This is a genomic window from Halopseudomonas oceani (genome assembly GCF_963677335.1).
In the GTDB taxonomy this organism is placed as follows: Bacteria; Pseudomonadota; Gammaproteobacteria; order Pseudomonadales; family Pseudomonadaceae; genus Halopseudomonas; species Halopseudomonas oceani.
This window is the reverse complement of record NZ_OY781932.1, coordinates 1,277,634-1,289,762: the sequence shown is the minus strand read 5'-3', so window position 1 is coordinate 1,289,762 and position 12,129 is coordinate 1,277,634. Positions and strand designations below refer to the sequence as shown.

General features: G+C 61.4%; 14 protein-coding genes. 5 read left to right on the top strand and 9 right to left on the bottom strand.

The window, feature by feature from the left end; genetic code table 11:
* Positions 1-3: 3 nt before the first annotated feature.
* Complete coding sequence (locus ACKPCU_RS06050) at positions 4-399, top strand: septal ring lytic transglycosylase RlpA family protein (protein WP_321350678.1); 396 nt, start codon at positions 4-6, stop codon at positions 397-399.
* Between the two features lie 154 nt (positions 400-553).
* A complete protein-coding gene (locus ACKPCU_RS06045) occupies positions 554-2,602 on the top strand; it encodes a BCCT family transporter (protein ID WP_321350677.1) in 2,049 nt (682 codons plus the stop codon).
* A 53-nt stretch (positions 2,603-2,655) separates the two neighbouring features.
* Here ACKPCU_RS06045 and ACKPCU_RS06040 read toward each other — a convergent pair whose 3' ends face one another.
* A complete protein-coding gene (locus ACKPCU_RS06040) occupies positions 2,656-3,240 on the bottom strand; it encodes a YajG family lipoprotein (RefSeq protein WP_104739009.1) in 585 nt (194 codons plus the stop codon).
* Between the two features lie 176 nt (positions 3,241-3,416).
* Here ACKPCU_RS06040 and ACKPCU_RS06035 point away from each other — a divergent pair, with 176 nt between their 5' ends.
* Entirely contained in the window at positions 3,417-3,632 is a 216-nt protein-coding gene (locus ACKPCU_RS06035) for a hypothetical protein (protein ID WP_321350675.1), read from the top strand.
* Here the strand turns inward: ACKPCU_RS06035 and ACKPCU_RS06030 are convergent.
* The 3 genes from ACKPCU_RS06030 to ACKPCU_RS06020 all read right to left on the bottom strand — a co-directional run bounded on the left by ACKPCU_RS06030 (position 3,629) and on the right by ACKPCU_RS06020 (position 5,040).
* A complete protein-coding gene (locus ACKPCU_RS06030; RefSeq protein WP_104739007.1) occupies positions 3,629-3,922 on the bottom strand; it encodes a PA4642 family protein in 294 nt (97 codons plus the stop codon). The two genes, ACKPCU_RS06035 and ACKPCU_RS06030, sit on opposite strands and share 4 nt — an antisense overlap.
* A gap of 67 nt (positions 3,923-3,989) precedes the next feature.
* Entirely contained in the window at positions 3,990-4,478 is a 489-nt protein-coding gene (locus ACKPCU_RS06025; protein WP_321350673.1) for a hypothetical protein, read from the bottom strand.
* 4 nt (positions 4,479-4,482) lie between these two features.
* Entirely contained in the window at positions 4,483-5,040 is a 558-nt protein-coding gene (locus ACKPCU_RS06020) for a hypoxanthine-guanine phosphoribosyltransferase (protein WP_104739005.1), read from the bottom strand.
* A gap of 165 nt (positions 5,041-5,205) precedes the next feature.
* On the opposite strand from ACKPCU_RS06020, the gene upp reads away from it, so the two are divergent.
* Positions 5,206-5,847, top strand: a complete 642-nt coding sequence (upp, locus tag ACKPCU_RS06015; protein WP_104739004.1) for a uracil phosphoribosyltransferase — start codon at positions 5,206-5,208, stop codon at positions 5,845-5,847.
* Positions 5,847-7,094: a uracil-xanthine permease family protein gene (locus ACKPCU_RS06010; RefSeq protein WP_321350671.1), complete on the top strand. Its 1,248-nt coding sequence runs from the start codon at positions 5,847-5,849 to the stop codon at positions 7,092-7,094. Before upp ends, ACKPCU_RS06010 begins: the two co-directional genes overlap by 1 nt.
* A gap of 7 nt (positions 7,095-7,101) precedes the next feature.
* On the opposite strand, the gene ACKPCU_RS06005 is transcribed toward ACKPCU_RS06010, so the two are convergent.
* The 5 genes from ACKPCU_RS06005 to pilV are packed head-to-tail and all read right to left on the bottom strand — an operon-like array spanning position 7,102 to position 12,024.
* Positions 7,102-7,500, bottom strand: coding sequence for a type IV pilin protein (locus ACKPCU_RS06005; RefSeq protein ID WP_321350669.1), 399 nt, complete (start codon positions 7,498-7,500; stop codon positions 7,102-7,104).
* Positions 7,497-10,355, bottom strand: coding sequence for a PilC/PilY family type IV pilus protein (locus ACKPCU_RS06000; protein ID WP_321350667.1), 2,859 nt, complete (start codon positions 10,353-10,355; stop codon positions 7,497-7,499). The genes ACKPCU_RS06005 and ACKPCU_RS06000 overlap by 4 nt, the downstream gene beginning before the upstream one ends.
* Complete coding sequence (locus ACKPCU_RS05995) at positions 10,336-10,800, bottom strand: pilus assembly PilX family protein (RefSeq protein WP_321350665.1); 465 nt, start codon at positions 10,798-10,800, stop codon at positions 10,336-10,338. The genes ACKPCU_RS06000 and ACKPCU_RS05995 overlap by 20 nt, the downstream gene beginning before the upstream one ends.
* Positions 10,793-11,566, bottom strand: a complete 774-nt coding sequence (locus ACKPCU_RS05990; RefSeq protein ID WP_104738999.1) for a PilW family protein — start codon at positions 11,564-11,566, stop codon at positions 10,793-10,795. Before ACKPCU_RS05990 ends, ACKPCU_RS05995 begins: the two co-directional genes overlap by 8 nt.
* On the bottom strand, positions 11,563-12,024 hold the full coding sequence (gene pilV, locus ACKPCU_RS05985) for a type IV pilus modification protein PilV (protein ID WP_321350663.1): 462 nt from the start codon (positions 12,022-12,024) through the stop codon (positions 11,563-11,565). The genes ACKPCU_RS05990 and pilV overlap by 4 nt, the downstream gene beginning before the upstream one ends.
* Between the last annotated feature and the right edge of the window lie 105 nt (positions 12,025-12,129).

Sequence of the window (12,129 nt, the reverse complement as noted above, 5' to 3'; positions counted from 1 at the left end):
GCCATGTTTCGCACGCTACTGATCGCACTGCTGGTGCAGCTGCCATTCAGTGCTCACGCCACCGAAGCACAGCTGCTCGGTGAGCCCGGCTGGACCCAGACCGGAAAGGCGTCCTACTACTCCTCCCGACTGCATGGCAGGCGCACCGCCAGCGGCGAACCCTACGACGAAACCGATCTCACCGCCGCGCATCCGGCGCTGCCGTTCGGCACCCTGGTGCAGGTCACCAACACCTACAACAATCGCGCAGTAGTCGTCCGTATCAACGACCGCGGCCCCTTCGTCGGCCATCGCATCATCGACGTTTCCCAGCGTGCAGCAGAGCAGCTTGGCATGGTTCGCGCCGGCAGTGCCCGGGTGCAGATCGAGGTCCTGGACCCGGACCAGCACAGCGAATAAGCGGAACCTTTGGCCCTGATGGCTATCCTGTATCAGGTAACGAGCGAAAACACTGACCGACATCGGCGCCCCGAGGTCCGCGTGTAGGCCAGCTGCTGCTCGCCAAAAAAACGGCCGATCAACCGACCGTTACACGCAGGACAAGGAGATCTGCATGACTGACGCCAAGCGTGGCTGGCAATCAACCGTACTGGTTCCCGTGTTTGCCCCTGCCGTGATTGTGACTCTGCTGCTGGTTATCGGCACCATCAGCAACCCCGAGCTGGCCGGCTCGCTGTTTTCGAGAACCCTGGCCTACATCACCGAAACCTTTGGCTGGTTCTACATGCTGGCGGTCGCCAGTTTTCTGCTGTTTGTGGTGCTGGTGGCCTGCAGCAGTTGGGGCAACATTCGCCTCGGACCGGACCACGCCGAGCCGCAATACAGCTTCCCGGCGTGGTTCGCGATGCTGTTCTCGGCCGGCTACGGGATCGCCCTGCTGTTCTTCGGCGTCGCCGAGCCGGTTACCCACTTCGCCAGCCCGCCTGCCGGCGCACCGGAAACCCTGGATGCGGCCAAACAGGCCATGCAGATTGCCTTCTTCCACTGGGGCTTTCATATCTGGGCGATCTACGGACTGGTCGGTCTGGTGCTGGCCTACTTTGCCTTCCGCCACGGCCTGCCCCTGTCCATGCGTTCGGCCCTCTACCCGCTAATTGGCGAGCGCATTCACGGCCCGATAGGCCACACGGTCGATGTGGTAGCGATTCTCGGCACCCTGTTCGGTATCGCCACGACGCTGGGGCTATCCGTCGCGCAGATCAACGCTGGGCTCAATTACCTGTGGCCGAGCATTCCGGTAGCCAGCAGCGTGCAAGTCGTGACCATCGCCGCCGTCACCGGTCTCGCCCTGTTCTCCGTGGTGGCCGGGCTGGACAAGGGGGTAAAGAACCTGTCGATCCTGAACATGGTGCTGGCGGTAACCCTGATGTTGTTCGTCTTTCTGGTCGGCCCATCCATCTTCATTCTCGAAGCCTTCCTGCAGAACACCGGTAGCTACCTGAACAACATTGTCGAGCGCACCTTCAACCTGCAGGCCTATACCCATAGCGACTGGATTGGCAACTGGACGCTGTTCATCTTCGGCTGGACCATTGCCTGGGCGCCCTTCGTCGGCCTGTTCATTGCCAAGATCAGCCGCGGCCGAACCATTCGCCAGTTTGTCTTCGGTGTCATGCTGGTGCCAACCATGTTCACCTTTCTCTGGTTCTCGGTTTTTGGCGATACCGCGCTGCACCTGATCATGAACGAGGGTTACACCAGCCTGATCAGCGAGGTCCAGGCAGATAAGGCGATTGCGCTGTTCAAGCTGTTCGAGCACTTGCCGTTAACCAGCATAGTGTCGTTCGTTACCGTGGTGCTGATCGTCACCTTCTTCGTCACCTCATCGGACTCCGGTTCGCTGGTGATCGACTCGCTGGCCTCCGGCGGCGTGCTGCAGACGCCGGTATGGCAGCGCGCCTTCTGGGCGATCCTGGAAGGCGTGGTTGCTGCGGTGTTGTTGATCGCCGGTGGCCTTGGCGCTCTGCAGACCATGACCATCGTTACCGCCCTGCCCTTCGCCATCATCATGATCATTGCGATGCTCGGCATGTGGCGCGCACTGGTCATCGAGGGCCACCGTGACGTCAGTCTGCTGCATCACATGCAGGTCAGCCGCTATAGCGACAACAGCCTGGCAGCCAACTGGAAAAAACGCCTGGCCAGCATCGTCCACTTCCCGGATCGCGCCGCGGTGGAAGGCTTCATCCATAATCGAGCGATGCCAGCCATGCAACGCCTGAGCGCGGCGCTGGCCGAGCAGGGTTGGCCGGCAGAGGCAGAACTGGATGCTGAGAACGGCCGCGCCTACCTGCAGATCAACAAGCCAGATCAGCTCGACTTCATCTACGAAATTCGCCTGCGCGAGTATCTGCGCCCCGACTTTGCCTACCCGGAGATGCGACGCACCGACAACGACGCCCAGCAGCATTATTACCGGGCTGAGGTTTTTCTGCGTCGCGGCGGCCAGACCTATGATGTCTACGGCTACGATGAGCAGGAGATCATCGGCGACACCCTCGACCACTTTGAAAAGTATCTGCACTTCCTGCACATATCTCCCGGCGTGCTGCCCTGGAACATGACCGAGCACGACGAAATGCTGCAACCCCCGCCGGCTTGAATGGCGAGCAAAAAAAAAACGGCGCATAAGCGCCGTTTTTTTTGCTGTTGAGCCTACTGCTGCAGCGTTTGCAAAATCATCGGATCCTGAAACACCCGGGTCAGAGCATCACTCATCACGTCGGTCACCAGCTTGGTATTGGTTTGCTGGTTCGGCGCATAACCAAAGCGCTGCTGCAGCGAGGACGTAAAGCGTCCCTGATAGTTGCGATTCATGTTGCTGGCTTCAGCAACGAAGGTGGCGCTGATATCGGCCTGGGTCACGTAAACCGAGTCCTTCGGCGACTGGTAGCTTAGCTCGGCCAGATTCAGGGTCAGGCTGTTGGCATTGGGTGACCCTTCAGGCACCACATTGAACCCCAACTGGCGTAACGCCTGCTCGACCTGCTGACGGATCGCCGGGAGCGCACTGTCGCTGATGGTAATGTTACTGGAGTCAGGGTAAATGCCTCCGCGCGTCCCCAATATCTTGTTCTGGCGGGTATCCTGCACCTTCACGCTGACCGGCTGCTGGCGGGCAACCGGGCTTAGCGGCTTGTTGATCTGAGGTTGCACCGTCAACTGCTGCGGACTGTGAGCACAGCCCACCAGAGCCGCGGCCATCATGGCCAGCAGCAACATGCCTGAACGCTTGAGCATAAGTACCTTACTCCTGCCGTCTGTCGGGATTGGAAAGGGAAACGTGGTCAGAGCCACCTTGGACAGGCGCAGCATACTCCGGTTCCGGAGGGGCCAACAGAGGGCGTTACGCCCTGTCATCAAGCTGACATGCCAATCAGCGATCCTGCGCGCAGATTCAACAAAGGAAGACTGTCATGATCGCCAGCCTGTTCAAGCGACGCCGCTGCTACGCCCAACTCAACGCACAGGGGATATGCGTTGCGCTATGGGAGCTGCCCAGACAGCCACAGCAAGGTCACTGGGTCGAGGTCAACGAGCTGCAACCTCGCTGGATTGGCAAGTCCCTGCCGACGGCAGCTCGCGTCAGCCGGCACGCTAACCGCACCGGCTGGAGAATGCTGCCCGCTTAACGGGCGCCAGCCGCTTCCAGTACTGCGACGTAGTCTTCGCCCTGGGCATGCTCACGCACAGTGGCCAGGAATGTACGACCATCAGCACCGACCGCGTTCAGGTCATGCCCAGCGGCCTTGAACATCACCAGAAAACGCTCGAAGTCTTCCACACGCAAGCCGCGATAGGCGCGCACCAGCAGATGCAGTTCAACCGATTCGTCGCTGTTATAGGGGCGTGCGTTCAGAAATACCGCAACCTGTTCATCGGTCATCGGCTCACCGATCACCTTCTGCTTGTCTTTACGCATGAAACTTCCTCAGAGAGTCCAGGGCGGGCATTGTAACCATCCCCCGGGCGTCTAACCAGTTCAGTACTCAGTCCGCGGCAGCAACCGGCTCGGAGTGCAGATCAGCCCAGATCAGACCATTGCCGTAGAAACGCCCCTGCACATAATCCGTCCCGGGGCTGTCGAGCATCTGGCGAATGGCTGGCAGCAAGGCTAGTGGATAGTTGATGACAAGCAGCGTACCGTCATCGACCAAACGCGCCCCGCGCTGCCCCCCAGTGCCCTCGGCAAACTGCAGACGCGCGCGACGGACCGGCGACCCAGTCAGCGTGCTGCGCCCCTCCAGCAGAATGGAAACGCTGGCCTGCGCGTCATTCGGGCGGGCGCCCGGACGCAATTCGCTACCAATGGTCAAGCTGTATCGCTGCACCTCGAACAATACCTGTTCGGGGCGATCCTGACGCTGTCCGTAGATATCTTCCGGCAGATATTCATCGTGCGGCAGCGAGACCTGCGCGGCCGCGAGCGGCAGTGCCAGCAACACACCCAATGTCAGCACAACCGCTCGACGCATCATGGTATCAATGCCCCTTGAGAGCAAAAATGCCGGCGGCGTTACGCCAGTATCCCTTGTAGTCGAGGCCGTAACCGAAGATATAGCGGTCCTCAACATCCAGGCCGGTAAAATCGGCACGCATGCCCGGATAGGCCTTGCGATCATGCTGCTTATCCAGCAGCACCGCAGTGTAGACATGTTCAGCGCCAGCATCACGGCAATACTCGACAATCGCAGCCAGCGTATGACCCTCATCCAGAATGTCGTCGATGATCAATACACTGCGGCCAACGAGCGAATGCTCGGCACGCGCTTTCCAGAACAGTTCACCGCCGGACAGCTTGTTGCGATAGCGAGTAGCGTGCAAATAGCCCACTTCCATCGGGAACGGCAGCTTCGGCAGCAACTTGCCACTGATGATCAGACCGCCATTCATCACGCTGTAGACAATCGGATTGCTGTCGGCCAGACGCTCGGTGATTTCGCTAGCCATGCTCTGCAGTGCGCCTTCGACGTCTGCCTCGGTGAACAGACAGTCGGCCTCTGCCATGACCTGTTTGATGTGATCCAGCTCTACCGCCATGCATGACCTCCGCCGGTCCCGGTATGGAAAAAAGGGGCGAAAAATACCCATGTCGTCGCGAAAGCACAAGTATAGAGGAGCTTTTCCGACAGACGAGCCCCTGCTGTCAACGTCTGGGCTGTGCCATAATTGCGGCGCCCTTCCACGCAAGAGAGAAGTTCCAGCATGAACGTCAAAGAAATCCGCCATCCATTGATTCGACACAAACTGGGGCTGATGCGCCGCAGCGATATCAGTACCAAGAATTTCCGTGAGCTCGCGCAGGAAGTCGCCGCGCTGCTGACGTATGAGGCAACCCAGGACATGGCGGTCGAAACCCACACCATCCAAGGCTGGTGCGGCGATGTGGACGTTGAAAAGCTGAGCGGCAAGAAGGTCACCGTGGTACCGATCCTGCGTGCCGGCCTCGGCATGCTCGACGGTGTGCTCAGCCTGGTGCCCAGCGCCAAGGTCAGCGTCATTGGCCTGGCCCGCAACGAAGAGACTCTGGAAGCCGACACCTATCTGGAAAAACTGGTCGGTGAACTCAATCAGCGCATGGCGCTGATCATCGATCCAATGCTGGCAACTGGCGGCTCCATGGTTGCCACCATCGACATGCTGAAAAAGGCGGGTGCCCGAGACATCCGCGCACTGGTGCTGGTCGCTGCCCCCGAGGGTATCCAGCGCGTCAACGACGCCCACCCCGACGTGCAGATCTATACCGCATCAGTCGATCAACGTCTGAATGAGCACGGCTACATCATTCCTGGTCTGGGCGACGCCGGCGACAAGATCTTTGGTACCAAGCAGAAGGATATCGAGTAATGGGAGGCGTTCACACCCACGGCTGGCGGACTGCGCTGGCTGGCTCGCAAATGCTGTTTGTGGCCTTCGGTGCGCTGGTGCTGATGCCGCTGATCACCGGCATGAACCCAAGCGTTGCGCTGTTCACCGCCGGTATCGGCACCCTGCTGTTCCAGTTCACCACCCGCCGGCAGATCCCGATCTTCCTGGCCTCCAGCTTCGCCTTCATCGCGCCAATCATGTACAGCAACCAGACCTGGGGGCTGCCCGCCACCCTCGGCGGCCTAGTCGCAGCTGGTGTGGTATACATCCTGCTCAGTCTGCTGATCCGCCTGCGGGGCCCCGGCTTCATTCAGCGCCTGCTGCCGCCAGTGGTGGTTGGTCCGGTAATTATGGTCATCGGCCTGGGACTGGCCTCGGTTGCCGTTAACATGGCGATGGGCAAAGCGGGTGATGGCAGCGCCCAGTTGGTCGAGTACAACACCGCCATTCTGATCGCCGGCGCCTCGCTGGTTACCACCATCGTGGTTGCCGTGTTTGCCAAGGGCATCTTCCGCCTGGTGCCGATTCTGGCTGGCGTACTGGTTGGCTACACCCTGTCCTGGCTGCTTGGCATCGTCGATTTCACCCAGGTGGCGCAGGCACCCTGGCTGGCCATGCCCGAATTCGTTACCCCGGAGTTCCAGCTGGCAGCAATCCTGTTCATGATCCCGGTCGCGATTGCACCCGCTATTGAGCATATCGGTGACGTACTGGCCATCGGTGGTGTAACCGGCAAGAACTATCTGGAAAAGCCCGGCTTGCAGAACACCCTGCTGGGCGACGGTATTGCCACCTCGGCAGCAGCCTTCTTCGGCGGCCCGCCGAACACCACCTACTCCGAAGTCACCGGTGCGGTCATGCTGACTCGCAACTTCAACCCCAACGTCATGATCTGGGCCGCCGTGTTTGCCATCATCCTGGCCTTCATCGACAAGTTTGGCGCCATTCTGTTGGGCATGCCGGTACCGGTCATGGGCGGCATTCTTTGCCTGCTGTTCGGTTCCATCGCGGTCGTCGGTCTCAACACGCTGGTGCGCCATCAGGTAGACCTGGCCCAGGCCCGCAACCTGTGCATCGTATCGGTGACGCTGGTATTCGGTATCGGCGGCATGGTTATTGGTAATGACAGCTTCAGCCTGCAGGGCATCAGTCTCTGCGGAGTCGTTGCCATCCTGCTCAACCTGATCCTGCCCAACGGTCAGGAAGCAGCACCGGCTGCTCACTGAGACCCGCTCAGCGACGCCAGCAGCGCTCGTCTGCTGGCGTCCTCTGGCCAAGCTGATTCAGGCTGTAGAACGCACAGACGTCCCCCTCCATCGCACTGCCAACCAAAGCCTTTGCCGTCAGTACAAACTGCTGCGACTGCCGTTGCACAGCCAACTGATAGACCGCCCTCCCCTGAGCCGGACTCTGCTGATGCAGGTTGCCAACCACGCCCTGATCATAACGCCCAGCAAGCGCATAATGGCGTTCCAGACGCTGTGCATTCTCCAACAGCAAACCACTGACCTCCACGCGCTGCGCCTTGCGCACATGCGCCAGATATGACGGGTAGGCAAGGCTCGCAAGCAGGCTGGCAATCACCAGTGCGATCAGCAGTTCAATCAGGGAAAAGCCCCTCACGCAGCTCATTGCAACTGCCGCCAGTGGATACGCACCAACTGGCAGCGACCTTTCGCCAGCAGCTCAGCCGAGCCAGTACTGCCTGCAACCTGATAGCGCTCCCCTTCGCAGCTCAAAGGCTGTTCCGCATGTTCCGCCACACCCGGCGCCAGCCTCAGCTCCGCTGGCAGCCCAACGTCCAGAGCAATACCCGCAACACGGGAGTCGTCACTATCCAACTGCCAGTCACCGTCGCTATCCAGTGTCGCTGCGGGTGGCATGACACCGTCGTCCAACGTCAGCATCATCAGCCAACCACGCACCGTCGGAAGGCACGGATCGCTTTCCTCAGCCAGCGGTGCCAGCGATGTGAAAACCACTCTCCCACCCTGTACCAGCGCTGGTTCAACCACCCGCTCCGAAGAACGAGCCCCTGCCGGTAGCGGCAGAAACCAGCCTGCTTGCCGACGCCAGTCCACCCGTAGCTCGGTCACCTGACGGCTGCTCGAATAGGGGCTCGGCAGCACCCGTTGCGCTTGCAGGTCACGGGGAGTGAGCGTCTGGCCAGGCTCGAGCAGCCGGTTACGCACCGCGTAGAATGCTTGTACTGCGGTACTGGTCGGATCACCTTGCGCCAATAGTCGCCCGCTGCCGAACAATAACAAGTCCGCCCGAGCCGCAGCGCTATAGTGCAGAACGGGAGCTGCCGTCAGCGGCTGTCCCGGCTCGGCCCTGAATAGAGGGGCCCCATCATTTGCCAGCCGCCACTGCAGCGGGTCCTCTGCCGACAGGTCAAATTGCCATAGCTGGCCATGCAAGTCCCCGGCATAGGCTGCAACCACCCGCCCGGAGGCATCCCGCTCCAGAGTCAGCGCAGACAAGCCGTTCCCCCTTTTCAGGTCTTGCCGGGCCGGCAGATCCAGTTGCAGCACCATATCCCCGCTGATGGCATCAACAACCAGCAGAGCAGCCTGCCCACTCGCGCTGCCGTAACCATTGCCAGTCAGCAGCAGGCTACGACCATCCTGCTCAAGGAGCCGTGGTTCGGCATAGATGTGGCCCAAGGCAGCCCAGCCAGGCTCACTGGCACTATGCTCCCAGAGTACCCCCGGCGCGGCCTCGCCCACAGCCTGGCCATACAGTCGCAGCATGAGCAGCCCGCGACCGCCGGCACCAAGACCTGTCGCAGCGAGTGTTCGCCACTGGCCGCCCTGCGCCAGGTCCGCCAGAGCAATACGCCCATCCACGCCCGCTCGATGCGCGAGACCAGACACATAATTCAAGGCCGCCCGCTCTAGTACCGTAGCTAGCAGGCTGCCGGGCAGATAGCTGAAGTGTCGCTTGCCCCCCGCACCGACCACATGGAAAAAACCGTCGTTACTGCCAAGCAGCATCAGGTCACCGAGCTGAGCGCGCTCGCGCCGATAGCGCTCATAGGTTTCGCTGTTCTGCTCGGCCAGCGCCGCTCCGGCTGGCAGCACGCGCGGTCCGAAACGCCCCAGATCTCCCAGCAAACGCTCGCGCGTGCGCAAGCCTGCAACAGAATCTCCACGCAGCCAGTCCAGCAACTGCGAGCCGCCGTCATGCTGACCCGGCAGCAAGACGGCCGCAGCGCGCTGTAGCGCCAGCTGTTGCTCTGTGCTCAACTGCGCAAGGGTATTCATATCAAGGGCCAGAGGCCCCGCGCCAGCCGAGGTATCGGCCAACCGCCAGGTTTGCATTGGGCCACGGGGAGCCCCCGGGGCAAACGCCTGATCGCTGGTCCAGCGCATCTGGGTTGGCTCACCGGTGTCATTGATGCCCCAGAGCTGCACTTCCCCACTGCCGTCCTGCGGATGCTGATAAACGCGCATCAACGCCGCTTCGTTACCGGTGAGCTGCAGCCCATCAAGGCGCCTGTCGAGCACCAGACGCGACGGCTCCAACTGATTCACCATACGTGTCAGCGCTGCGTCGAGCTGCTCGGCATCGTCGACCGTGCGATAGAGCCCGCCGCCAGCGCGCGCAGCCGCCTGCAACCGTGCGTCGTCAACACCAAAGCCAAGCACGTGAGTACGCACCTGCTGATAAGCGAAGGGGGCCTCATCCCAGCTCACGCCAGCCGCATCCAAACCGCCGGTGCGCAGATCCAGCGCGCCGGCAAAGCCGGCCATATCGTCGAGATAAAAGGTGCTACCCGGTTGCTGCATATCTTCGCCGCTCACGTCATTACTCGCGTCCTGATCCCAATCGGGCAGTTCAAACGGGTACTGCTGCAATGCAGGCTCCTGCTCTACCGAGGAAGGAAACTGGCTGTCGTAGGTCGGTAGGCCGTCGGTCACCACCAGCACTGCGCTGGGCTGACAGCGCCATTGCAGGGGACTAGGGTAAGTTGGCGTCCCCGGGTTGTAGAACGAGTCCATACCACGCAGATAGCGGCTAATCTCGTAATGGGTTTCAGCCAACGGGGTCCAGGTGTAGCGATCAGGATTAGTGCCTGTATCCGGTGCCAACTGATCCAGCGCCTGCTCAAGTCGTTGCAGATGCAGCTCTCCGGCCACACCCGGTGCAATTCCGGCAACGTCGACCAGCAACCGACCACCCGCAGTCTCCCGCGCAGCGCCGTACCCACGCGACGGATTGAAGCTGAACAGCCCAAAGCGAGTATTGCGTTGCCGATAGAGCAATCGCCGGATGGCCTCGCGGGCGACCTGCAGGCGACTCAGATCACCCACCGGGGTCATCGCCATGCTGCTTGAGCTGTCGAGCAGAATCACGACATTGGCTGGCACAGATGCCTGCGTCGCATAACCACTGCTCAGCGGTTCAAACCCGGCTGCCGACGCGCTAAGCAGCAAGCCGAAGCTGGCGACGAGATACCGCGAGTTAGTGCAGCGTATAGGCATAAGTAGCCTCCAGCAGCTGGCGACTGCGCCCCAGCCGCGCCTCTATCTGCACTCGGTAGAGCCGACTCTCGCCACTCGCGGCGAGTTGCGCCGGCGCAGGGCTGCGCCCTAGCCAGTCGACGCGATACCAAAGCTCCACCTCCCCCATTGACTGTCGTCGGTGCCAGCCGAAACCATCCTGCGCTGCATTCGACGCTGCCCACGCCGCGCACCGGGAGCCAAGGCATGGTTCATCGGGGACCACCAGCTCGCCCGACGCCAATTCCCCTTCAAGCGTGCGCAACACGCTTTCTGCGGCCTGAAAACAGCGCGTCGCCAGCAGCAGATTCGTCGCCTGTTGCTGCTGCAGACGTGCCGAGCTACTTGCCGCAAGCGCGCCAATCGTCACCACCAGCAGACCAATGAGCGTCACCGGCAGGATGCTGCCAGATTGCTGGTTATTCATCGCTCCCCCAGTCTGGCCGGTTGCGCACCTGTGTCACCTGCCGAAAGACTAGCGTTCGCATGCGCTCGCGGCCGGTATCCGCGGACCGGTCACTAAGCTCCAGCGCTATCCGCACGCTGCGCAGGCGCTCCTGTTCAGCTTCGTCGAGACCCGGCTGATAGCGACCAGATACGCCCGCCGCCGATGCGTCGGCGGCCAGCGCAAAACGTGGCTCGAAGCGAGTCACTCCCTCAATCAGCGTCTCGAAGTTGCCATTCCCATTGAGCCTGACCTGGACACGGTCATCCTGCTGGCGGTACTCAACCAGACGCAACGGCAGTAACCAGTCCCCCGGCATGACCGAAAGCGCCTGCTCGTCGGCGAGCCCCACCCGCTGCTGACAATCGCCCGCCAGTAGCCAGCGCGCACCGAAGTCAGCCGCGCGCATCGGCTGAGGCTCCTCAACCGCCACCTGCACCGGCAGGCCGGTAATCAACGTCAATACCCCCTGATCAAAACGCACCGGCTGGGCCAGATCTGCCGGCAAGCCCTGCGGTAACAGCCGCTGTAGGTCCAGACAGCCATAACTGCCGGCGGCGCGGATATCACGTGCCAGCCGCCCCAACAGATAACGGGCATCTTCCTGCTGTCGCGCGCTCAGCTGTTGCAGCAACCAGGCGTCCCGACTACCGCCTAAGTACTGCAGCAGCGCCAGCACCAGCGTCAGCCCCAGAAGCATGGCGACCATCAGCTCGACCAGGCCGAAGCCACGAAGTGGCGCCCTCACGCGCCACGTCCCAACCGCACCGAGACCACGAGCTCGTCCTCAGCGCTATCGTCCACGCGCGCCTGCGACCAGTTAAGCTGCACTCGCACTCGCCCGTCTTCAACGCTCACCTGAGCGCGCCCGTCTGGCAGATGGCAGGTTACAGCGACGGCAAAATCGGCCTGATCCTGCGCCAGCACGGAGAGGGAGTCGGAGGGTGCAGCGACGCAGTCACCAGCGACTGAGCCAGCGTAGGACGCTATTTGACTGGGGTTGGCACGCATTCGCTCCAACAGGTCGGTTGCAAGCAAACCGGCCTGGACGCGATATGCACTGTCCTGAGTAAAACGCAGGGCGTTGAGCTGCAAGGCCGCAGCACCCAATACGCCAAGGGCAACCAGCAGCAACGCAACCAGCACTTCAATAAGAGAAAAACCGCACTGCGGCCGCGCGGACACAGTGCGAAAGGGCAATGCCATGACGGCGGAATCCTTGTGCCAAATCCATTTGGCGGATTCGCCAGCCCCGTTGGGGCGCGGCGAACGTCATCCGTTGACGTTCACCAGCTTAGGTCGGCACGGCCT